We start from the raw sequence: 20,124 nt of genomic DNA, 5'->3' as shown, positions 1-20,124 counted from the left end.
GCCCCAACCTACGGCGCGGCGCCGACAGCGGGTCAGGTGAACGCGGCGGCGTTCGCACGCGCCCACTGCGCGAACGTCGTCGCCGGACGGCCCAGCACCTCGGAGAGCGCGGGCACGGCCGCCTGCGGGTGCTCGACCAGCGCCGCGTAGCCGTCGACGTACCACTCGGCGTACTCGCCCATCGACGCCTCGAGCTGAGCGATCGCGTCCGCCCGGGGGACCTCGACAAACGTGACGGGAGCGCCGATCGCGTCGCCGAGCACGCGTACCTTCTCGACGCTCGTCAGGGTCTCGGGCCCGGTGAGGGTGTAGCGGCGGCCGGCGTGGGTCTCGTCGAGCAGGCACGCGGCGGCGGCGTCCGCGACGTCGGCCATCGCGATCGGTGCGTTCGCCGCGGACGGAAAGGCGTCCCGCACCTCGCGCCGCTCGCGGATCTGCTCGGCCCAGATCGTCGCGTTCTCCATGAACTCGCCCGGCTCGAGATGCGTCCACCCCAGACCGCTCTCCTCGACCGGTGGCTCGATCGTCTCCCAGCCCGTGCCCTCCGCGCCGGCCAGGTCGACCACGCGCTCGACCCCGGCGGACACGGCCACCGCCATCACGGCAGCGGTCGTCGGCGGGTGCGGTGCGAGATAGAACGACCTGACGCCGTCGAAGGCCCCCCGCAGCGTCTCCGGCCGCAGCACCGACCCGATCGCGACGTCGACGCCCGCCGGCAGGGCCGCTCGGACGGGGTCGATCGTGAGCGCCCGGACGTCGGTGGCGCCGCGGTCCAGGAGCGCGTCGACGACGAGGCGTCCGACGGTTCCGGTAGCGCCGGTGACGAGGATGGTCATGGCGGGCACACCTCCGTGTCGGGACAGTCGAGCCGATTAACCGTACAGCATACGGGAACGTGCTGAGGTCTACGGTGACGCCATGACCATCGCTGTGCCGTCCCGGCCCGTCGCCGTCACCGGGGCGAGCGGTGAGCTGGGCCGGAGGGTTGCTCTCCGGCTCGCCTCGGAGGGCGCTGCGCAGCGGCTCGTCGTACGGGACGCGGCGCGGGCGCCGTCGTCGGCCGGCGAGCCGATCCCGGGAGCCGAGGTCGCCGTCGCCGCCGGCTTCCGCGACCAGGCGGGGATGGAAGCGGCGTTCCGTGGAGTCGGCACCGTGTTCCTGGTCTCGGCGCGCGAGGAGGCCGACCGCGTCACCACCCACCGGGCAGCGATCGCCGCCGCCGTGGCCGCGGGTGTCGAACGGATCGTGTACACGTCGTTCGTCGGCGCGGCCTCGGACGCGGTGTTCACGTTCGCGCGCGACCACGCCGCTACGGAGGAGGCGATCCGGGCCTCCGGTCTCCGGCACACGTTCCTGCGCGACAACCTGTATCACCTCGGGTTGGCGAGGATGGTGGGGGACGACGGCGTCATCCGCGGACCCGCGGGCGAGGGCCGGGTCGCGTCGGTCGCGCACGACGACGTCGCGGACGTCGCGACGGCGGTGCTGCTCGCCGCGGACCCGGGCCGCCACGACGGCCGCGCCTACGACGTCACAGGTCCCGCCCCGCTCACCATGGCGGAGGTCGCGGAGGCACTCTCCAGCGCCGCGGGTCGCCGGATCACGTACCACGCGGAGACGGTCGACGAGGCGTACGCGTCTCGGGCCGGGTACGCCGCCCCGCAGGTCGAGGTCGACGGGTGGGTCTCGTCCTACACGGCGATCGCCGCCGGCGAGCTGGGGGTGGTGAGCGACGCCGTCGAGACCCTCGCAGGCCGGCCCGCGCAGTCGTTCGTGGCCTGGCTCGGCGAGAACCCGGCGGCGTGGGCGCACCTGCGCGGCACAGGCTCCTGACGCGCGGAACGGAGAAGCCCGCCACGTCCGACCTGGCGCCCTAGTCTCGGGCGATGGGCCAGGTGCGCGTGGGGATCTCGGGGTGGCGCTACCCGGCGTGGCGCGGCACGTTCTACCCGCCCCGCCTCCCGCAACGGCGTGAGCTGGAGTACGCGGCACAGCACCTCACGTCCATCGAGATCAACGGCACGTTCTACTCGTTGCAACGGCCGTCGAGCTTCCAGACGTGGCGCGCCGAGGTGCCTGACGACTTCGTGTTCTCGGTCAAGGGCGGCCGCTACATCACGCACCTGAAGCGGCTGCAGGACCCGCGCGCCTCGCTGGCGAACTTCTTCGCGTCTGGCGTGCTGGCTCTCGGACCGAAGCTCGGGCCGATCCTGTGGCAGCTGCCGCCGAACTTCGCGTTCGACGCGGAGCGGATCGCGGCGTTCTGTGCCGAGCTGCCGCGCACGACGGCCGAGGCCGCTCGCCTCGCCGGCGAGCACGACGACAAGCTCAAGGCCGAGGCCTGGACCGAGGTCGAGGAGGACCGCCCGCTCCGCCACGCGATCGAGGCACGCCACGCCTCCTTCGCCGATCCGGAGTTCGCGGCGATCCTGGGCGAGGCGGGCGTCGCGTCTGTCGTGTCCGACGGCGGGACGGCGTGGCCGGCGTTCGAGCACCTGACCACGGACTTCGCCTACGTCCGACTGCACGGTGCGGACGAGCTGTACGCCAGCGGGTACGACGACGAGGCGTTGCGGCGTTGGGCCGCGAAGGTGAGCGACTGGGCCGGGCGGGGCGACGTCGTCGTCTACTTCGACAACGACGCGAAGGTCCGGGCGCCTCACGACGCCCAGGCGCTCATCGCCCTGCTCGGTGGTGATCAGGCGGACCGCTCGCCCTGAGCGGGCGGGCCGACCCCGGAGGCGGCAGGATGCGCCGCATGGCGGCTGACGACGGCGTGGAGTCACCGACCCGGCGCTGGTGGTTGCGTGCTCGTCTCATCGAGGCGAACGACGGGATCATCGCGGCGGCGGGGGTCGTCGAGGGCATCGCCGGTGCGGGCGGGGGCGACGAGACGCTGCTCGTGGCCGGGCTCGCGATCGCGCTCGCCGGCGGTGCCGCGGCGGGTGGGGCCGCGTACGCGGAGGCGGCGGTCGAGGAGGACGCCGAGGACGCGCTGGTGGAGGACGAGCGCCGTCGGCTCGCCGAGGCGCCCGACGAGGAGCTGGCCGAGCTCACCGCGATCTACGAGCGGAAGGGGCTCTCGCCTCGGCTCGCCCGCGAGGTCGCCACGGAGCTCACGGCGCATGACGCGCTGGCGGCGCAGCTGGAGGCGGAGCACGGCCTCGACCTCGCGGAGGAGGAGGTGCCCGCGTGGCGGTCCGGATTCGCCGGCGCCCTCGCCTTCGGGCTCGGGGCGCTGATCCCTCTCGCCGTGATGGAGCTCGCGCCGCCGTCCGCGCGCGTCCCGATGACGTTCGTGGTGGTCGTGGTCGCGCTCACGATCACGGCGACGATCGCGGCACGGACCGCCGACTCGAGCGTCCCGCGGGCGGTGGCCCGCACCGTCGCGATCGGCGCCGGGACGATGCTCGCCACCTGGGCTGTCGGAACTCTCATCGGATCGTGACGTAGCAGCGGATGCGGAGGACGCTGTGCGCATGTGCCGGAGGCTTGGTGAAGCCCGTGGCCGAGCGGCTGCCGTCCACCTATCGTCGGGGAATCCGGTCGACCGCAGGGCGGGTGAGTGCGATGAACCGCGCGACGCGACGCGCCACAGGCAGCGTCATCGGCGCCCTGCTGGCCGTGATCTCGACGGCATGCAGCGACCCCGGCGACCTCGCGATCCAGAACAACGGTCCAGGCGACGTCGTCGTCTCGACCGGAGACGAGGAGACCACTGTCACCGCGGACGGCGGAGTCCTCCTCCTCGACTACGGCTGCACGCCGGGTGACGTCACGGTCACGTTCGCGTCCGGACCCGACGTCGTGCTCCCCGGGCCGGTGTGCCCGGACCAGCGCATCGTCGTCGGCGACGGGACGGCCACGCTGCAACCGGCGTCCGCGGGCGACGACGCCTGACGCGGCTGAGGGGCCGCCCACGCCGGTCGGGCGGTGCGCGAGGTGGGACTCGAACCCACACGCCCGAAGGCACAGGAACCTAAATCCTGCGCGGCTGCCAGTTACGCCACTCGCGCTCGCGGGCCAGCCTACGGCCCGGCAGGGGCCTCGGCTGTTCGCGGCGCCTACGGCACTGACCCGCCAGGTGGGTCAGTTCCGTAGGACGCCGCAACGCCGACGCCGTAGGACGCCGCAACGCCGACGCCGCCGGACGCCGTAGCGTTGGTGCCGTGCCGGAACCACGCCTCACGCTCGTGCTCGATTTCGACGGAACCGTCTGCCTCGGCGACGACCCGGTCTACCTGTACGCCGAGGAGGCGAGCCGGCGCGCCGGCGTCGACCTCACGGTCGGCCTCGCCGGCTTCCTCAGCACCGGTGTGCTGAGCGTGGAGGGGGCCGACGCCGCACCGTTCGCCGTCGAGGACGGGTACCAGGCGATCCATGTCCTCGGCGGGCTCGCCGGGCTGGAGCGCGACGACCTGCGAGCGAGCTACCGGGCGAGCCGCGCCCGCGTGGACGTCGGCGAGGGGGAGATGCACACCCCGGACGGGTTCACCGGGTTCCTCGACGAGGTCCGTTCCGCCGGCACCCGCGTGGTGCTCGTGACCAACGCGCCGCTGCTCGGGGCGGAACGCTGGCTCGCGGCCCACGACGTCGCCCGCCGGCTCGATGCGATCGTGCCGGACGCCGGGAAGCCGGTCCGCATGCCGGCCGTGCTCGACGCGCTGCTGGAGGAGGCCGGCGCGGAGGACGAGCCCGAGCTCCTGGCGAGCGTCGGCGACGTCTACGCCAACGACATCGCTCCGGCCGTCGCACGCGGCGCCCGTGCCGCGCACATCGACCGCTTCGCCCGCGTCCCCGGCCCGGCGACATGGCGCGCACCCACGTTCGTCGAGCTGTACGAGCCGCTGCTCGCATGGGCGACGGCCGGTGGGGCCGAAGTGTTTACCGCGGCGTCACCGGAACGGGTGCCGCAGGGCAGCGGGCGGGAGTAGCGTGCAACGCGCGTTCATGCCACGCGCGCCGGTGCAACGCCGTTGCGCGGTGGCGACGACGCCCCGCCCACGCACGAGAAGAGGACTCCCAGCATGAAGCGATCCCTGAGCGCCGCGGCGCTGGCTGCCGCCACCGCACTCGTCCTGGCCGCGTGCGGCAGCGGGGGAGGTGACGACGACGCCACCGGCGGCGACGCCGAGGGCGGCGGCGGCGACCTGCCCGACACCCTCGTGCTCGGCCTGGTCCCGTCGGTCGAGGTGGACGCCCTCACGGAGGACGCGAGCGAGCTCGCGGCGATGCTGAGCGACGAGCTCGGCGTCGAGGTCGAGGCGGAGGTCACGACGGACTTCACCGCGCTCGTCGTCGCGATGGGCACCGGCCAGGCGGACATCGGCATGTTCGGCCCGATCGCGCTCGTCAACGCCGTCGACCAGTCGGACGCCGTCGCGATCCTCCAGTCCGTCCGGTTCGGCAGCTCGACGTACCACACGCAGTGGTTCACGAACGACCCGGGGACGTACTGCCTGGACGAGGCCATCACGGTGCCCGACGACGAGGGCAGCGAGTACGCGTTCTGCAACGGCGCCGAGGCGAGCGAGGGGCCGACCGGGGAGGACGCGCTCGCGCTCGTCCCCGAGGGCGCACCGATCTCGTTCGTCGACGCGGCATCGGCGTCGGGCTACTACTACCCGGCCACGCAGCTCGGCGAGGTCCAGGGCATCGACCCGGTCAACGACATCAACACGGTCTTCGCCGGCGGGCACCCGAACTCCGTGCAGAACGTGGCACGTGGCGACGCCCCCGTCGGGGTGTCCTTCAACGACGCGCGCACCGACCTGATCGAGGAGGACCCCGAGATCGGCACCGCCGTGACCGTGTTCGCGTCCTCCCCGGAGATCCCGAACGACGGCGTCGCGGTCTCGGGGGAGCTGTCCGAGGAGGCGCAGCAGCAGATCGCCGACGCGTTCCTCGCGATCGCCGAGACGGACGAGGGCCTCGCCGTGCTCGACGCCGTGTACAGCATCGAAGGGCTCGTCCCGGCCGACCTGGAGGCGCTCGACGCCGCACGTCAGGTCGCGGCGAACTTCGGCGAGGAGTGAGGCGAGGGGCGGCGGGGACGTGATCACCTTCCGCGACGTGAGCGTCGTGTACCCGACCGGCACCAAGGGGCTCGACGGCGTCACGCTCGAGATACCCGACGGACAGTTCGTCGTCGTCGTGGGCCTCTCGGGCGCGGGCAAGTCGACCCTGGTGCGTGCCGTGAACGGGCTCGTGCCCGTGACCTCCGGCGAGCTCGAGGTCAACGGGCAGCGCGTCGACTCCGCCTCGAAGCGTGAGCTGCGCCGCCTGCGTGCCCGGGTCGGGATGATCTTCCAGTCGTTCAACCTGGTCACCCGGGTGAGCGTGCTGAAGAACGTCCTCATGGGCAGGCTCGCCCGCACCAGCACGCTCGCGACCCTGGTCGGGGCATACGGCGCCGCGAACCGCGAGATCGCGTTCGAGGCACTCGAACGGGTCGGCATCGTGGAGAAGGCGTACGTGCGCGCGTCGCAGCTCTCCGGAGGGCAGCAGCAGCGGGTGGCGATCGCCCGTGTGCTGGCGCAGCAGCCCGACGTCGTGCTCGCCGACGAGCCGGTCGCCTCGCTCGACCCGCCGACGGCGAACGCCGTCATGCGCGACCTGCGGCGCGTGCAGCGCGAGCTGGGCATCACGACGATCGTCAACCTGCACTTCCTCGACCTGGCGAAGGCGTACGCCGACCGCATCATCGGCATGCGCGCCGGGAAGGTCGTGTTCGACGGCGTCGCGGCCGATGCCGACGACGCCGTGTTCGAGCAGATCTACGGTCGCTCGCTCACCGCGGAGGACGTGTCCACCGTCGACGTCGGACCCATCCTGTGACGACCTCGACCCCGAGCCTCGCCCACGCGGCAGGATCCGGGTCGGTGCGCCCGCGCAAGCCCCGCCCGCGCTGGACGACGTACGCGGCTGTCGTCGTCGTCGCCGCCCTCACGCTCTGGTCGGCGCGCGGTGTCGAGTTCACGCTCGAGCCGCTGCTCGCCAACTACGACCGGGGCGTGGACGTGCTGCGGCGGTTCCTGCACCCGGACTGGGCGTTCGTCTGGGCGAGCTGGCCGGCCTGGGCCGAGACGCTGCAGGTCGCCGTGCTCGCAGCCACGGTGGGCTGCGCGATCGCGCTCGTCCTCGCGCTGCTCGCGAGCCAGGTGACCGCATCGCCGTGGGTGTACCGGACGGTGAAGATCGTCCTCGCGGTGCAGCGGTCGCTCCCCGATGTCGCGTGGGCGCTGCTCGCCGTCGCCGTCGTGGGCGTCGGACCGCTCGCGGGTCTGCTGGCGCTCGTGGCGTTCAACATCGGGGTGGCGGCGAAGCTCACCGCGGAGAGCATCGACGCCGTCGACCCCGGCCCTGTCGAGGCCGCGCGGGCCGTCGGCGCCGACCCGGTGCAGCGGGCGACGACGGCGGTCGTCCCGCAGGTCATGCCGAACTTCCTCTCGTACTGCTTCTACGTGTTCGAGCTCAACATCCGGGCCTCCCTCGTCCTCGGGGCGGTCGGGGCCGGCGGGATCGGCACGGTCATCATCGTGCAGACGAGCCGGTTCCAGTTCGAGAACGTGGCGGGCATCATCTACGTCTTCGTGCTCGTCGTGTTCGTTCTCGACCAGCTCTCGCGGTGGCTCCGCCGGAGGCTGATATGAGCGCGCGCACGACGGCGCCCAGCACGCCGGGCGTGCGCTCCGAACGGCCGACGCCGCCGAGCAAGCTGCCACGCACGATCGGGCTGCTGGTCTCCGGGGCGATCGTCGTCGTCTGCGCCGTCACGCTCGACGCCCAGTGGTCGCGGCTGCTCGAGGCGCCGGGCGTCCTCGGGAACTACCTGCGCCTCATGTCGCAGGGGATCTTCACGAACCCGACGGTCGAACCGGCGTCGTTCCAGTGGACCTCCGCCTTCGAGTACATGCTCGAGTCGCTGCAGATGGCCTGGATGGGCACGCTCATCGGCGCCGTGCTCTCGTTCCCGCTGGCGTTCCTCGCCGCGCGGACGATCGCGCCGGCGCCCGTCGTGTTCGTGACACGGATGGTGCTCAACGTGATCCGCGCGATCCCGGAGCTGATCCTGGCCATCGTCGTGATGATGCCGATCTTCGGGCTCGGTCCCCTCGCGGGTGCGCTCGCCCTCGGAATCGGGTCCATCGGGACGCTCGGCAAGCTGTCGAGCGAGGCCATCGAGGCGATCGACTCCCGACCGGTCGAGGCGGTGAGCGCGACCGGCGCGCGGAAGGCGCAGGTGCTCGCCTGGGGAGTGATCCCGCAGGCGATGCCGGAGATCCTCGCGTTCTGGCTGTACCGCTTCGAGATCAACATCCGGGCGGGCGCGATCCTGGGTGCCGTCGGGGCGGGTGGCATCGGCTCGATCCTCAAGCAGCTCTTCGACAAGCGGGAGTGGGACCGGATCGGCGTCACGCTCGTCGTGATCATCCTCGTGACGATCCTCGTGGACCAGATCTCGGCGTGGGTGCGCCACCGCATCATCGCAGGCTCTGGGCACCAGCGTGCCGAGGTCGACACGGCAGCACTGCTGGGGTGACGCCATGACGCTGCCCTCGCTCCCGCCCGCCGCCGGGACCGTGCTCGCGCGGATCCGTGCCCACACGGGCGAGCTCCACCCGGGCGAGCAGCGCGTCGCGCACGTCGTGCTCGACCGCCCGGAGTGGACGATCGAGGCATCCGCGCAGGATGTCGCCGACGCCGCGGGGGTGTCCCGAGCGACTGTCGTCCGGACGGCGCAGCGGCTCGGGTTCGCCGGCTACCCCCAGCTGAGGGTGCTCCTGGCGCGCGACGTCGGCCTGTCCGGTGCGTGGACGAGGACGTCGGGGGAGCCGGAGGAGCCGATCGAGATCGTCCGTGCGTACTTCCACGACGTGGCGCGCGCCGTCGACGGCATGCTGGCGCTCCTTGCCGCCGACGACGTGCGCCGCGCCGTCGACCTGCTCGCCGGCGCCGCGACCACCCTTGTGATCGGGAACGGGCTCTCCTCGACGCTGGCCGCCGAGGCGGCGATGCGGCTCAACGCCATCGGCAGGTCGGCGGAGGCGCCGGCGGACTACGTCAGCCAGTCGGTGAAGGCGCGGCTGCTCCGCCCGCAGGACGTGTGCCTGGTGGTGAGCGGCACCGGGAGCACGACGCCGACGCTGCAGGCGGCACGGGCCGCCCGGAGTGCCGGCGCCGAGATCGTGGCTCTGACCGCGTTCACGGGCTCGCCGCTGGGCGAGCTCGCGAGCGTGACCCTCGTCGCGGGGATGGGTGCGACGTCGTTCCGTGACGAGATCACGACGACGACCCGCATCCCGCAGGGGATGCTCCTCAACGCGCTCGTCGGTGCAGTGCGCCGCCGGGACCCGGCGGGTGCGCAGGACGCGCAGGCCAGGCTGCTCGAGGTGATCGGCGAGGCGCTGGTCCAGGACCCACCGTGACTCAGCGCACGACGGCCGCCACGGCCGACACCTCGACCAGAGCGCCGGGTACTCCGAGCCCCGCGACGCGCGCTCCGGTCACCAGCGGCGGTTCGGTGAGGGACCCGAGGAACGGCATGGCTGCGCCGTAGGCGGCGTCGAGGTCGACGCCGTCCAGGAACAGGATCGTCATGCTGACGACGTCCGCCAGGCCGACGTCGGCGGCCTCGAGCGCGACGACGAGGTTCTCCATCACCCGGGTCACCTGGGCCGCGACGTCGTCGCCCCCGACGAGGGCGCCCTCGGCGTCGACGGCGTTCTGGCCGCCGACGAGGATGGTGGTCGCGCCCGGGGGCACGACCGCGACGTGGCTGAATGCGGGGCTCGCGACGAGCCCGGGAGGCCGCAGCAGTGTGATCTCGTCCATGGTGGCCACGCTAGGGCGCAACCCGGACACCCGCCGTCCGGGTCAGTCGATCCCGAGGTCGCGGCGCAGCTTCGCCACGTGGCCGGTCGCCTTCACGTTGTACTGGGCGAGCGACACGGTCCCGTCCGGGGCGACGACGATCGTGGAGCGGATGACCCCGACGACGGTCTTGCCGTAGAGGGTCTTCTCGCCCCAGGCGCCGTAGGCCTCGAGCACGGCGTGGCCGGGGTCGGACCCGAGCGCGAACGTGAGCGACTCGGCGTCGGCGAACTTCTCGAGGGCCCCCACGGTATCGGGGGAGAGGCCGACGACGGCGTAGCCCGCCCCCTGCAGCGAGGCGAGCGAGTCGCGGAAGTCGCACGCCTGCGTCGTGCAGCCCGGGGTGCCCGCCGCGGGGTAGAAGTACACGATGACGCCCTTCTCGGCGTCCGCGCGCAGGCTCGCGAGGGACACGTCACCGCCGCCGGCGGCCGGGAGCGTGAAGTCGGGGGCGACGTCGCCGACGGCGAGCTTGGGCATGGCGGGCTCCTTCATGAACGAGGCGGGTGGCCAGCCTATCGAGCACTCCTCGAGCATCCGACGGGCCAGCCGCTCCAGTGACGGGGACCACCGTCACGACGACGCTCCTGGTTCGCTCAGCGGCCGGGCGCGGTGCTAGAGTTTCCAGTCGCCGGAGGTCACTCCAGGCGCGCACCTCTAGCTCAATTGGCAGAGCAACTGACTCTTAATCAGTGGGTTCTGGGTTCGAGTCCCAGGGGGTGTACCAGCAACGAGAGCCCCGCACCGGATCCGGTGCGGGGCTCTCGTGCGTCACCGACGGATCACTCGGTGGCGAGCGCCGCGTCGGAGGAGAACACGAGGCCGAGGGCGATCGACCCGTCCTGCAGCGCGCTCTTCGTCAGCGGACCACCGGCGTCGAGCGACGTGAACTCGCCGATCTGCAGGCCGTACGTCTCCTCGAGACCCGGCTGGCAGAAGGGCCGCTCCGGGCACTCCGGGGGACCGCCCAGCGCCAGATCACCACACACCTCGGCGAGCTCGCTGAGCGTGGCGACGCCGTGCTCGTCGGCGAACGCCTGGGTCACAGCGAACGCGTTCTGGTCGGCGGCCGCGGACGGCTGCCCGAAGGCCAGGCCGGCTTCCTCCCCGAGCGTGCTGAGCGCCTCGTACGTGGCGTCGACGTCGCTGCTCGCGGCGAGGTCGCCCGGGTCGTCCGCCTGGCCCACCAGGAACGTGGTCAGCGTTCCGAGGTACTCCGGCACGACCGTCAGATCGCCGGACTGGAGCGACGGCAGGTAGATCTCCCGGTTGCCCGCGTCCTGCGTGGTCGCCGAGTAGCCGGCCTCGGTGAGCGCGATCCGGTAGATCTCGCCCAGCGTGATGTTCTCGGAGAAGTTCGCGCTGCCGACGACGATGTCGCCCGATCCCGACGTGTCGGTGATCTCGACACCCGACGCGTCCCACCAGGCCTCGGCCGCCTGAGCGGACGTCTGGCGGTCGATGTCGACGGCCTTGTTCAGCTCGATGAGCTGCTCCGTGTCGAGCGCGGCAGAGACTGCGTCGAGTGCGGCGACCAGGGCCGGCTCCGCAGAGTCCGCGTGGATCGCCGGGACGATGTTGTCGGCCGTCTGGAGGCCCTGGTCGTCCTCGAGCACGACCAGGGCCTGGTCGGCGATGCCCTCGCACGCCTCCAGGTCGGTCTCGCTGGCGGCGGACGTCTCGCCGTCCGTCGCTCCGTCGCCGGACGACCCGGGCTGGCCGCAGGCGGCCAGGGCCGCGATCGCGAGCGCGCCCACGCTCGCGGTGAGAAGTCGACGTGCTGTCAGGCGCATGGTGCTCTCGCTTCGTCGGTGATGGTGTTCTGGGCCGGTGCCGGTTGGCGGCCGAGCCGCCGCCGCGTGAACGGCGGGATCCATTCGAACGTACGAACGGACGTGGGGCAAGTCCGAGGACGGGTGTGTCTCATGCGGCGGCCGCCTCCGCGAGGCGCAGCGGGGGCGGCGTGAGAACGCGCTGGGCCACGGCGAGCACGGCCTCGCACACCAGGCACAGCCCGATCACGAGGATCGCGCCGGCGATCGCCTTGCCGTAGTTCTGCGTCGCGAAGCCGGTCGTGATGAGCGTGCCGAGGTTCTGGCCGCCGGCGAGCGCGGCGATCGGGATGGTCGCGATGGTCTGGACGGCGGACGTCCGGGCGCCGGCCGCGATGAGGGGGACCGCGAGCGGCAGCTCGACCCGGCCCAGCACGCTCGCCGGGGACATGCCGACCCCACGCGCGGCGTCCTTCGCGTCGGCGTCGGCGCCCCGCACCCCGACGTACGCGTTCGAGAGCATCGGGGGGATCGCGAAGATGGCGACGGCGATGACCGTCGCGGGGTTGCCGCGCCCGATCGGGCTCATCGAGAACAGGATGAGCAGCGCGTACGTCGGCATCGCCCGGGTGACGTTCGAGAAGGCGACGACGACGCCGCCGCCCCGGCCGGTATGCCCCAGCCACGTACCGAGGGGGAGCGCGATCGCCGCCGCCGCGAGCACGGCGATGAGCGTCATCTGCAGGTGGACACCCGTGAGGGCGAGGACGCCCTGCGGTCCCGTCCAGTTCACGGGGTCGTTGAGCCACGTGACGGCGTCGCGTGCCACCTCGGCGGGGTTCATGCGAGCTCCCTCATGCCGCCACCGCCTGCCGCACCGGGCCGGATCTCGAGCGCGTCCACGGCGTGAGGGCGCGCCCGAGCAGCCACAGCAGCAGGTCGGCGGCGAACGCCAGGAGCAGGCACAGGGCCGTCGCCGTGAAGACCTGCGCACGGTAGTTCGAGGCGAACCCCCGGAACATCAGCTGCCCCAGCCCTCCGTGCCCGACGGCGACGCCGACCGTCACCAGGGCGATGGTGCTCACCGTCGTGAGGCGCAGACCGGTGACGACGGCGGGCGTCGCGAGCGGCGCGTCGACCCGGAGCAGCAGCTGGCGGCTGTCCATGCCTTGGCCGCGCGCCGCGTCGCGCAGCTCAGCGGGGACGTCGCGCAGGCCGGCGAGGATGTTCCGCACGAGCAGGAGCAGCGCGTACAGGACCAGGCCGATGACGACGGTCGTCCGGGAGGCGCCGGTGAACGGCACCAGCAGGATGAACAGGGCGAGCGACGGGATCGTGTACAGCACCGCCGTCGTCCCCAGGATGGCCCCGGCGAGGCGCGGCCGGAACCGCGCCGCGAGCGCGAGCGGGATCGCGATGACGAGCGCCACGAGCACCGCCTGCAGCGTCATCGAGACGTGCTGGCCGAGCGCCCGCGCGATCTCCTCGGAATTGTTCTGGACGTACGTCCAGGAGACCCACGGGTTCGCCGGTACGGATGCCGCGTCTGCCAGAAGCACCCAGCGACCGTACCGGGGTGCGCCGACAGCGGCACGCTCCCCGCGACGTCGTCCGCCGGTTCGCCACGGCTGCGCGGTGTCGCACGGGGCGGCTACCGTCGTGCCATGCCCGCGGACGAGACGGACCCCATCGGCCACGCCCCGCACGCCGCGATCTCGTTCGAGGGAGCGGCGAAGCGGTACGCCGACGGCACCGTCGCCGTCGAGGACCTCGACCTCGAGGTGTCCGCGGGCGAGCTCATGGTCTTCGTGGGGCCGTCCGGGTGCGGGAAGTCGACGTCCCTGCGGATGGTCAACCGGCTCGTCGAGCTGACCGCGGGCCGCGTGCTCGTCGACGGCGAGGACGTCCGTCACGTCGATCCCGTGCGCCTGCGGCGCCGGATCGGCTACGTCATCCAGAACGTGGGCCTCTTCCCGCACCGCACCGTCGAGCAGAACGTCGGAGTCGTCCCCGCACTCCTCGGCTGGTCCCGCGAGCGCACCCGCTCGCGGTCGCGGGAGCTGCTCGAGCTCGTCGGCCTGGACGCCGATCTCCACGCGCGGCGGTACCCGCACGAGCTCTCCGGGGGCCAGCGGCAGCGGGTCGGGGTCGCCCGCGCACTCGCGGCCGAGCCGTCCGTGCTGCTCATGGACGAGCCGTTCGGCGCCGTCGACCCCGTCGGGCGCCGCCGGCTCCAGGCGGAGTTCCGGCGCCTGCACGCCGAGCTCGGTACCACCGTGATCTTCGTCACGCACGACATCGACGAGGCGGTGCTGCTCGGCGACCGTGTCGCCGTCTTCCGCCAGGGCGGCCACGTCGAGCAGGTGGCTGATCCGGTCACCCTGCTCGCCGCGCCGGCGAACGAGACGGTGCGCTCCTTCATCGGGGCCGACCGCGCCGTGCGGCTCCTCGCGCTGACCGGCATCGAGGCGGAGGACCTGTCGCCGGCCGCGCCCGGCGCCTCGCCGGCGCTCACCGTGGGGGACACGCTCGACGTCGCCCTGTCGGTGCTCGCGGAGAGCCCGGCGCCGACCATCGGCGTGCGCGGCGACGATGGCGAGCTCGTGGGGTCCCTCGATGCCGACGCGATCTACCGCGCCCTGCGCCGGGTCTACTCGGCTCACCCGGACCCGCTGGCCGAGCCCGTCGCCACGCCGAACAGCTGACGGCGTCGCGTTACCGTTCTGCCCGTGACCTCCACCTCCGGTGCGCACTCCGCGCGCGTGGCCCTCGTGACCTGTGCCGATCTGCCCGAGCTCGACGAGGAGGACGCCCCGCTCGTCGGACTGCTCGAGGACCGGGGTCTCGCCGTCGGCGTCGAGGTGTGGGACGACCCGGCGGCCGACTGGTCGGCGTACGACCTCGTCGTCGTCCGCTCGGCCTGGGACTACAGCCTCCGCCGGCGGGAGTTCCTCGACTGGGCGCGGTCGCTCCCGACGCTGCGGAACCCGGCGAACGTCGTCGCCTGGAACAGCGACAAGCACTACCTCGCGGACCTCGCGAAGGACGGGCAGTCGGTCGTCGAGACGCTCTGGCTCGAGCCTGAGCGCGGCTACAGCAAGCGCGACCTCCACAACCGCTTCCCGGCGCGCGAGGACTTCGTGCTGAAGCCCGCCGTCAGCGCCGGCTCGCTCGACACCGGCCGGTACACGGCGACCAACGCCGACTCCCGCCGCCTCGCGATCATGCATGCGCACCGGCTCCTCGAGGCCGGCCGCTCGGTCATGGTGCAGCGGTACATGCCGGAGGTCGACGCGTTCGGCGAGACGGCGCTGGTCTTCCTGCACGGAGAGTTCTCGCACGCGGTGCACAAGGGTCCGATGCTCGTGGGTGCGGACGAGCCCACGGACGGCCTGTACAAACCCGAGGTGATGAGCCCGTTCGCGGCGAGCGAGCTCGAGATCGACACCGCGAAGGAGATCCTGGCGTTCGCGCGGGAGCGCATCCCCGGCCGGTCGGCGGGCTCGCGGCCGCTGCTGTACGCCCGCGTGGATCTCGTGCGACGCGAGGGCCAGCGCCCCGTGCTCATGGAGCTGGAGCTCGTGGAGCCGTCGCTGTTCCCCTCGTTGGCCGACGGCGCGCTGGACCGCATCGCCGACGCGATCGTGCGCGAGATCGAGCTCGGGCCGGACCCGCGCAACGACGCCTCGGCCTGAGGCGTCCGCTCCGCCGCCCAGCGGCGATCTCGGCTCCAGCCCAAGGGGGCCGCGAGGGGCCAAGGTAGACTCGTGCCGAGTTGCATTGCTCGGAGCGTCACATCGGTCCGCCGGCCATGGCGGATGTATGGCTCCACTCGGGAGCAGACGGCGAACACTCTGACGGTGGTTCCGACTCGCGGTCCTGCCTTTTTCGGAGATCGGGCCAGCGCACGCGCACCGCTCCGTCACCACCCCCATGGAAGGGGTCAGCGTGACCACACTCACCACGATCGACGAGGCGGCCGAGCGAGGCCGCCCTCGTGACCGGCAGGTCAACCACTACACCGAGCTCTCGGCTCGGGTGCGGGCGGAGGGGCTGCTGCGCCGTCGCTACGGCTACTACTGGAGCAAGATGGCCATCGTGTTCGGCCTGCTCGCCGCCACGACCGTCGCCTTCGTGATGATCGGCGACTCCTGGTGGCAGCTGTTCACCGCCGTCGTCTTCGCGATCCTGTTCACGCAGGCCGCCTTCCTCGGCCACGACGCCGCACACCGCCAGATCTTCACCTCAGGTCCCCGCAACGAGTGGGCGAGCCTCCTCATCGCGAACCTCGTGGTCGGCCTCAGCATCGGGTGGTGGCAGCACAAGCACACGCGCCACCACGCGAAGCCGAACCAGGTGGGGTCCGACCCTGACATCGCGCCGGGCCCGGTGGCGTTCACCGACGCGATCGCGGACTCGCGTCGGACACCGTGGGGGCGCTGGCTGACGGCGCGGCAGGGGTGGTTCTTCTTCCCGATCCTGCTGCTCGAAGGGCTGAACCTGCACGTGGAGGGGACGAAGCGCGTCCTCGCCAAGGCGCCGGTGAAGCGGCGGTGGCTCGAGATCCTGTTCCTCGCCGTGCGCCTGGGCGGCTTCGTGGCGCTCGTCTTCTGGGTGCTGTCGCCCGGTGTCGCGTTCGCGTTCCTCGGCGTGCAGCTCGGCCTGTTCGGCCTCTACATGGGCGCCTCGTTCGCGCCGAACCACAAGGGGATGCCGATCGTCCCGCCGGACGCGAAGATCGACTTCCTGAACCGGCAGGTGCGCATGAGCCGCAACATCAAGGGCGGCTGGTTCATCGGCGAGCTCATGGGCGGCCTGAACTACCAGGCCGAGCACCACCTCTTCCCGAGCATGCCCCGACCGAGCCTGCGTACCGTGCAGCCGATCGTCCGGGAGTACTGCGCCGAGCGGGCCGTTCCCTACACGGAGACGTCCCTGTGGGCGTCGTACGGGATCGTCGTCAGGTACCTCAACCGTGTCGGCCTGCGGGCCAGCGACCCGTGGGCGTGCCCGCTCGCGACCCAGCTGCGCTGATCGCCCCGTTCTCGCTGGCGGAGGGTGTCGACTCAGCCGGTTGCCGCGGTGAGCGAGCGGGTGAGCTGCGCGAGTGATCCAGGGACGACCGAGTAGTAGGCCCATCGCCCGCGCTGCGTGCGGGTGAGGAGGCCGGCGTCGACGAGGATCTTGAGGTGGTGGCTGACGGTGGGCTGCGCCAGCCCCAGGGGTGCCGTCAGGTCGCAGACGCAGGCCTCGCCGCCGTCGTGCGCGGCGACCATCGAGACGAGCTGCACGCGGGCCGGGTCGGCAAGCGCCTTGAACACGCGCGCGAGGTCGCGCGCGGTGTCCGGGTCGGTCGCCTCGCGCAGGAGAGGCGCGCAGCAGGCAGCGCTCCCCGGTGAGGCAGCTGTCTCGAGCTGGGCGATCGGCATGCCGCCCATCTTGCCATGCATCGAAGAACGTGGATACGTTGTGCGCGCACGATCCATTGAGAACTGTCGATGTGAGGTGGGACGAGGATGGACGAGGTCGCTCGGGAGCAGCTTCCGGTCGTCGTGATCGGAGCGGGTCCGGTGGGTCTGGCGGCAGCGGCGCAGCTGGTGGAGCGCGGCCTCGAACCGTTGGTGCTCGAAGCCGGGGAGGGTCCGGGCGCAGCGGTGTCGTCGTGGGGTCACGTGCGCCTCTTCTCCCCGTGGCGCTACAACGTCGACGGGGCGGCGCGACGACTGCTCGCACCGACCGGCTGGGTGTCGCCCGATCTGGACGCGCTGCCGACGGGCGCGGAGCTGGTGTCCCGGTACCTGGCGCCCTTGGCGAGCGTGGAGGCGATCCGGTCACGGTTGATCACCGGAGTCCGTGTCCTTGCCGTGACGCGGGACGGGGCGGACAAGTCGCGATCGCTGGGCCGTGACCGGAGTGCCTACCGACTGCGCGTGAAGGCCGGCGGCGGCGTGGAGGACCTGTTGGCGCGCGCGGTGATCGACGCGTCGGGGACGTACGGCGACTCGAACCCGCTCGGCGCGAGCGGCCTGCCCGCCGTCGGTGAGGTCGAGGCCGTGTCGTACGTCACCGGACCCCTGCCGGACGTCCTGGGCGCCCAGCGCGCGCGCTTCGCCGGCCGGCACACCCTGGTGGTCGGGATGGGTCACTCGGCGGCCAACACGCTGCTGAGCCTGGTGGAGCTGGCCGAGGCCGAGCCGGCGACCAGGATCACATGGGCGATCCGCGGGGGATCGGCGCGGCGTCTCTTCGGCGGCGGCGCGGATGACGAGCTGCCCGCGCGGGGACTGCTCGGGATGCGCGTGCGGGACGCCGTCGACGCCGGACGGCTGACGCTCCGCACGCGGGTGTCGATCGAGGAGATGCGCCCGGCGGGAGAGACCGTTGCCGTGCGCGGCCGCAGCGGAGCGGAGCCCCTGGCGGTGGACGTCCATGCGATCGTCAACGCGACAGGGTTCCGCCCGGATCTCGGCATGCTGCGCGAGCTCCGGCTCGATCTCGATCCGGTGGTCGAGGCCCCGAGCCGGTTGGCGCCGTTGATCGACCCGAACCATCACTCGTGCGGCACCGTGCCGCCCCACGGCGAAGCAGTGCTCGCGCATCCGGACGAGGGCTTCTACCTGGCCGGCATGAAGTCGTACGGTCGGGCGCCGACGTTCCTGCTGGCCACGGGGTACGAGCAGGTGCGCTCGATCGCGGCGGCGCTGGCCGGCGATCGGTCCGCGGCGGACGCCGTCGAGCTCGACCTGCCCGCTACCGGTGTCTGCTCCTCCGACCTGGCACTGGTGGCCGACGGCGAGGAGGCCGCGGGGTCGTGCTGCGGGAGTGCGCCGGCGGAGCCGCAGCTGGTGTCGCTCGGGGTCGGTGCTCCCACCGGCGTCGGGTTCGCCACCGGCATCGAGCACGGGCGCTCCGCCGACGCGGACTGACCCGTGCGGCGCGGAGGGACGGGCGATCGGTCAGCCGGCCGGCGTCGGCTCGACCGGATCGACGCCGAGGTCCGTGAGCAGCGCCCGGATGCGGGTGTGGATCTCGTCGCGGATCGGGCGCACCGCGGCGAGGCCCTGCCCGGCCGGGTCTGCGAGCTCCCAGTCCTCGTACCTCTTGCCCGGGAAGATCGGGCACGCGTCTCCGCAGCCCATGGTGATGACGACGTCGGAGTCGCGCACCGCGTCGGTCGTGAGCACCTTGGGCCGCTCGGCGCGGATGTCGATCCCGACCTCCCGCATCGCCTCGACCGCGACGGGGTTGATGTGCTCTGCGGGCAGGGAGCCTGCCGAGCGCACGTCCACGGCGCCGCCGGACAGGGCGCGCAGGAAGCCCGCGGCCATCTGCGAGCGCCCGGCGTTGTGGACGCACACGAACAGGACTGACGGGTTGGCGTGGTTCACGGGGTCTCCTCGTGCTGGGGTTGCTCTGGCTATGTCATGGCGCGGTCGGCACCAGCTCGTCGAGCAGGCGGCGCACGCGGGCGTCGAGCTCGTCGCGGATGGCGGCCACCCCGTCGGCGGAGGCGAGGGCGGGATCGGCGATCGCCCAGTCCTCGTACCGCGTGCCCGGCAGGATCGGGCACACGTCACCGCAGCCCATGGTGACGACGACGTCCGCGGCGCGGACGGCGTCGTCCGTGAGCGGCTTCGGAAACGCGTCGGCGGGGTCGACGCCCAGCTTCTCCAGCAGAGGTCGCACACTCGGGTGGACGGCGCCGGCGGGCGTCGATCCCGCGGAGCGCACGACCACGCGGTCGCCGGCATGGTGGCGCAGCAGCGCTGCGGCCAGCTGGGAGCGGCCGGCGTTCGCGACGCAGACGAACAGCACCTGCGGCCGGCCGTCGCGGCCGTCGCGCGTGAGGTCGGTGAGGCGTTGGCGGGCGAACCGTTCCGCGAGGGGCACCAGGTGGGCCCGGACGGCGGCCGAGCGAGCGAGGCCGGTGTACGACTCGCGCACGACATGTCGCACCAGATCCGGCTGCGCCTGCGAGAACGTCACGGCGAGATTCGCGGCCACACGGTCGAGGGCACCGTCGACGTCGGCCAGGCCGGCCATCGTCGTCTCTGCCTGGGGCGCCCGCAGCACGGCCGGCGCGAAGGCGTCGAGGAGCGCTGCCACCGCGGGTGCGTAGCCCGGGGCGATCCGGTACCAGACCCACGTCCCGCGCCGCTGGGACGCCACGATCCCGGACTCGCGCAGCACCTTCAGGTGGTGGGACACGGTCGGCTGCGACACGTCGGAGAGATCGGCGAGATCGCAGACGCACACCTCGCCCGTCGGCGCCGTCGCCAGCAGCGACAGCATCCGCAGGCGCAACGGCTCCGCGAGCGCCTTGAGGGTGGCCGACACCGACGCCGACGCCGCCGCCCCGATCGCCTGGACGGGGGCCGGCCTCGGGTCGCAGTCGCCGTCCGGAACGCGCCCTGGCGCCGTCTCGGTCGTCGTCATGAGCGCACCTTCCGCCGCTGTATCGATGTACGTCTATGTTGAC

At 72.5% G+C, this 20,124-nt stretch carries 23 protein-coding genes and 2 tRNA genes; 15 read left to right on the top strand and 10 right to left on the bottom strand.

The window, feature by feature from the left end:
• Positions 1–32: 32 nt before the first annotated feature.
• Entirely contained in the window at positions 33–836 is an 804-nt protein-coding gene (locus BCAV_RS13535; RefSeq protein ID WP_015883169.1) for an NAD(P)H-binding protein, read from the bottom strand.
• Between the two features lie 82 nt (positions 837–918).
• Between BCAV_RS13535 and BCAV_RS13530 the strand changes: the two genes are divergently transcribed.
• The 4 genes from BCAV_RS13530 to BCAV_RS13515 all read left to right on the top strand — a co-directional run bounded on the left by BCAV_RS13530 (position 919) and on the right by BCAV_RS13515 (position 3,900).
• On the top strand, positions 919–1,833 hold the full coding sequence (locus BCAV_RS13530; RefSeq protein WP_015883168.1) for an NmrA family NAD(P)-binding protein: 915 nt from the start codon (positions 919–921) through the stop codon (positions 1,831–1,833).
• 53 nt (positions 1,834–1,886) lie between these two features.
• Positions 1,887–2,720, top strand: a complete 834-nt coding sequence (locus BCAV_RS13525) for a DUF72 domain-containing protein (protein ID WP_015883167.1) — start codon at positions 1,887–1,889, stop codon at positions 2,718–2,720.
• Positions 2,721–2,758: 38 nt separating this feature from the next.
• Positions 2,759–3,448 carry a VIT1/CCC1 transporter family protein gene (locus BCAV_RS13520; RefSeq protein ID WP_187292819.1) on the top strand — a complete coding sequence of 230 codons (690 nt, stop codon included), beginning with the start codon at positions 2,759–2,761 and terminating at the stop codon, positions 3,446–3,448.
• Positions 3,449–3,570: 122 nt separating this feature from the next.
• Positions 3,571–3,900 (top strand): hypothetical protein, encoded by a 330-nt coding sequence (locus BCAV_RS13515; protein WP_043347238.1) that lies wholly within the window; start codon positions 3,571–3,573, stop codon positions 3,898–3,900.
• Positions 3,901–3,934: 34 nt separating this feature from the next.
• Here BCAV_RS13515 and BCAV_RS13510 read toward each other — a convergent pair.
• Positions 3,935–4,016 (bottom strand) — tRNA-Leu (locus BCAV_RS13510).
• A gap of 153 nt (positions 4,017–4,169) precedes the next feature.
• Here BCAV_RS13510 and BCAV_RS13505 point away from each other — a divergent pair.
• The 6 genes from BCAV_RS13505 to BCAV_RS13480 all read left to right on the top strand — a co-directional run bounded on the left by BCAV_RS13505 (position 4,170) and on the right by BCAV_RS13480 (position 9,428).
• Positions 4,170–4,934, top strand: a complete 765-nt coding sequence (locus BCAV_RS13505) for an HAD family hydrolase (RefSeq protein WP_015883164.1) — start codon at positions 4,170–4,172, stop codon at positions 4,932–4,934.
• A 93-nt stretch (positions 4,935–5,027) separates the two neighbouring features.
• Entirely contained in the window at positions 5,028–6,035 is a 1,008-nt protein-coding gene (locus tag BCAV_RS13500; RefSeq protein ID WP_015883163.1) for a phosphate/phosphite/phosphonate ABC transporter substrate-binding protein, read from the top strand.
• A gap of 19 nt (positions 6,036–6,054) precedes the next feature.
• On the top strand, positions 6,055–6,837 hold the full coding sequence (gene phnC / locus BCAV_RS13495) for a phosphonate ABC transporter ATP-binding protein (protein ID WP_015883162.1): 783 nt from the start codon (positions 6,055–6,057) through the stop codon (positions 6,835–6,837).
• Complete coding sequence (gene phnE, locus BCAV_RS13490; RefSeq protein ID WP_043347235.1) at positions 6,834–7,652, top strand: phosphonate ABC transporter, permease protein PhnE; 819 nt, start codon at positions 6,834–6,836, stop codon at positions 7,650–7,652. The genes phnC and phnE (BCAV_RS13490) overlap by 4 nt, the downstream gene beginning before the upstream one ends.
• Positions 7,649–8,542 carry a phosphonate ABC transporter, permease protein PhnE gene (gene phnE, locus BCAV_RS13485; RefSeq protein ID WP_015883160.1) on the top strand — a complete coding sequence of 298 codons (894 nt, stop codon included), beginning with the start codon at positions 7,649–7,651 and terminating at the stop codon, positions 8,540–8,542. The genes phnE (BCAV_RS13490) and phnE (BCAV_RS13485) overlap by 4 nt, the downstream gene beginning before the upstream one ends.
• 4 nt (positions 8,543–8,546) lie before the next feature.
• Entirely contained in the window at positions 8,547–9,428 is an 882-nt protein-coding gene (locus BCAV_RS13480) for a MurR/RpiR family transcriptional regulator (RefSeq protein ID WP_015883159.1), read from the top strand.
• A 1-nt stretch (position 9,429) separates the two neighbouring features.
• Here BCAV_RS13480 and BCAV_RS13475 read toward each other — a convergent pair whose 3' ends face one another.
• Both BCAV_RS13475 and BCAV_RS13470 read right to left on the bottom strand, forming a co-directional pair.
• A complete protein-coding gene (locus BCAV_RS13475; RefSeq protein ID WP_015883158.1) occupies positions 9,430–9,834 on the bottom strand; it encodes a RidA family protein in 405 nt (134 codons plus the stop codon).
• A gap of 42 nt (positions 9,835–9,876) precedes the next feature.
• Positions 9,877–10,353 carry a peroxiredoxin gene (locus tag BCAV_RS13470; RefSeq protein ID WP_015883157.1) on the bottom strand — a complete coding sequence of 159 codons (477 nt, stop codon included), beginning with the start codon at positions 10,351–10,353 and terminating at the stop codon, positions 9,877–9,879.
• Between the two features lie 171 nt (positions 10,354–10,524).
• Between BCAV_RS13470 and BCAV_RS13465 the strand changes: the two genes are divergently transcribed.
• Positions 10,525–10,600 (top strand) — tRNA-Lys (locus BCAV_RS13465).
• Between the two features lie 55 nt (positions 10,601–10,655).
• Here the strand turns inward: BCAV_RS13465 and BCAV_RS13460 are convergent.
• From BCAV_RS13460 to BCAV_RS13450, 3 genes are all read right to left on the bottom strand, one after another.
• Positions 10,656–11,666, bottom strand: coding sequence for a glycine betaine ABC transporter substrate-binding protein (locus BCAV_RS13460; RefSeq protein WP_015883156.1), 1,011 nt, complete (start codon positions 11,664–11,666; stop codon positions 10,656–10,658).
• Between the two features lie 130 nt (positions 11,667–11,796).
• Positions 11,797–12,489: an ABC transporter permease gene (locus BCAV_RS13455; RefSeq protein ID WP_015883155.1), complete on the bottom strand. Its 693-nt coding sequence runs from the start codon at positions 12,487–12,489 to the stop codon at positions 11,797–11,799.
• A 10-nt stretch (positions 12,490–12,499) separates the two neighbouring features.
• A complete protein-coding gene (locus tag BCAV_RS13450) occupies positions 12,500–13,204 on the bottom strand; it encodes an ABC transporter permease (protein WP_015883154.1) in 705 nt (234 codons plus the stop codon).
• 105 nt (positions 13,205–13,309) lie between these two features.
• Between BCAV_RS13450 and BCAV_RS13445 the strand changes: the two genes are divergently transcribed.
• From BCAV_RS13445 to BCAV_RS13435, 3 genes are all read left to right on the top strand, one after another.
• Positions 13,310–14,350 (top strand): ABC transporter ATP-binding protein, encoded by a 1,041-nt coding sequence (locus BCAV_RS13445; protein ID WP_015883153.1) that lies wholly within the window; start codon positions 13,310–13,312, stop codon positions 14,348–14,350.
• A gap of 24 nt (positions 14,351–14,374) precedes the next feature.
• Positions 14,375–15,340, top strand: coding sequence for an ATP-grasp domain-containing protein (locus BCAV_RS13440; protein ID WP_015883152.1), 966 nt, complete (start codon positions 14,375–14,377; stop codon positions 15,338–15,340).
• A 238-nt stretch (positions 15,341–15,578) separates the two neighbouring features.
• On the top strand, positions 15,579–16,679 hold the full coding sequence (locus BCAV_RS13435) for a fatty acid desaturase family protein (protein ID WP_015883151.1): 1,101 nt from the start codon (positions 15,579–15,581) through the stop codon (positions 16,677–16,679).
• A 32-nt stretch (positions 16,680–16,711) separates the two neighbouring features.
• Here BCAV_RS13435 and BCAV_RS13430 read toward each other — a convergent pair whose 3' ends face one another.
• Positions 16,712–17,074, bottom strand: coding sequence for an ArsR/SmtB family transcription factor (locus BCAV_RS13430; protein WP_050761858.1), 363 nt, complete (start codon positions 17,072–17,074; stop codon positions 16,712–16,714).
• Between the two features lie 87 nt (positions 17,075–17,161).
• Between BCAV_RS13430 and BCAV_RS13425 the strand changes: the two genes are divergently transcribed.
• Positions 17,162–18,571, top strand: coding sequence for an FAD-dependent oxidoreductase (locus BCAV_RS13425; protein WP_015883149.1), 1,410 nt, complete (start codon positions 17,162–17,164; stop codon positions 18,569–18,571).
• Between the two features lie 30 nt (positions 18,572–18,601).
• Here BCAV_RS13425 and BCAV_RS13420 read toward each other — a convergent pair whose 3' ends face one another.
• Both BCAV_RS13420 and BCAV_RS13415 read right to left on the bottom strand, forming a co-directional pair.
• Entirely contained in the window at positions 18,602–19,033 is a 432-nt protein-coding gene (locus BCAV_RS13420) for an arsenate reductase ArsC (protein WP_015883148.1), read from the bottom strand.
• Between the two features lie 34 nt (positions 19,034–19,067).
• Positions 19,068–20,081, bottom strand: a complete 1,014-nt coding sequence (locus BCAV_RS13415; protein ID WP_015883147.1) for a metalloregulator ArsR/SmtB family transcription factor — start codon at positions 20,079–20,081, stop codon at positions 19,068–19,070.
• Positions 20,082–20,124: the final 43 nt, after the last annotated feature.

Source organism: Beutenbergia cavernae DSM 12333, assembly GCF_000023105.1.
Lineage (GTDB): Bacteria > Actinomycetota > Actinomycetes > Actinomycetales > Beutenbergiaceae > Beutenbergia > Beutenbergia cavernae.
The sequence above is the reverse complement of the archived record's forward strand: the minus strand, read 5'-3'. Positions and strand labels throughout refer to the sequence as shown.

What these genes read in the sequence shown, in the direction of transcription:
- BCAV_RS13515 (WP_043347238.1), top strand. Translation starts at nt 3,571, where the DNA reads ATGAACCGCGCGACGCGACGCGCCACAGGCAGCGTCATCGGCGCCCTG.
- BCAV_RS13525 (WP_015883167.1), top strand. Translation starts at nt 1,887, where the DNA reads ATGGGCCAGGTGCGCGTGGGGATCTCGGGGTGGCGCTACCCGGCGTGG.
- BCAV_RS13435 (WP_015883151.1), top strand. Translation starts at nt 15,579, where the DNA reads ATGGAAGGGGTCAGCGTGACCACACTCACCACGATCGACGAGGCGGCC.
- BCAV_RS13480 (WP_015883159.1), top strand. Translation starts at nt 8,547, where the DNA reads ATGACGCTGCCCTCGCTCCCGCCCGCCGCCGGGACCGTGCTCGCGCGG.
- BCAV_RS13460 (WP_015883156.1), bottom strand. Translation starts at nt 11,666, where the DNA reads ATGCGCCTGACAGCACGTCGACTTCTCACCGCGAGCGTGGGCGCGCTC.
- BCAV_RS13520 (WP_187292819.1), top strand. Translation starts at nt 2,759, where the DNA reads ATGGCGGCTGACGACGGCGTGGAGTCACCGACCCGGCGCTGGTGGTTG.
- BCAV_RS13535 (WP_015883169.1), bottom strand. Translation starts at nt 836, where the DNA reads ATGACCATCCTCGTCACCGGCGCTACCGGAACCGTCGGACGCCTCGTC.
- BCAV_RS13475 (WP_015883158.1), bottom strand. Translation starts at nt 9,834, where the DNA reads ATGGACGAGATCACACTGCTGCGGCCTCCCGGGCTCGTCGCGAGCCCC.
- BCAV_RS13430 (WP_050761858.1), bottom strand. Translation starts at nt 17,074, where the DNA reads ATGCCGATCGCCCAGCTCGAGACAGCTGCCTCACCGGGGAGCGCTGCC.
- BCAV_RS13500 (WP_015883163.1), top strand. Translation starts at nt 5,028, where the DNA reads ATGAAGCGATCCCTGAGCGCCGCGGCGCTGGCTGCCGCCACCGCACTC.
- phnE (WP_015883160.1), top strand. Translation starts at nt 7,649, where the DNA reads ATGAGCGCGCGCACGACGGCGCCCAGCACGCCGGGCGTGCGCTCCGAA.
- BCAV_RS13425 (WP_015883149.1), top strand. Translation starts at nt 17,162, where the DNA reads ATGGACGAGGTCGCTCGGGAGCAGCTTCCGGTCGTCGTGATCGGAGCG.
- BCAV_RS13470 (WP_015883157.1), bottom strand. Translation starts at nt 10,353, where the DNA reads ATGCCCAAGCTCGCCGTCGGCGACGTCGCCCCCGACTTCACGCTCCCG.
- BCAV_RS13415 (WP_015883147.1), bottom strand. Translation starts at nt 20,081, where the DNA reads ATGACGACGACCGAGACGGCGCCAGGGCGCGTTCCGGACGGCGACTGC.
- BCAV_RS13445 (WP_015883153.1), top strand. Translation starts at nt 13,310, where the DNA reads ATGCCCGCGGACGAGACGGACCCCATCGGCCACGCCCCGCACGCCGCG.
- BCAV_RS13530 (WP_015883168.1), top strand. Translation starts at nt 919, where the DNA reads ATGACCATCGCTGTGCCGTCCCGGCCCGTCGCCGTCACCGGGGCGAGC.
- BCAV_RS13455 (WP_015883155.1), bottom strand. Translation starts at nt 12,489, where the DNA reads ATGAACCCCGCCGAGGTGGCACGCGACGCCGTCACGTGGCTCAACGAC.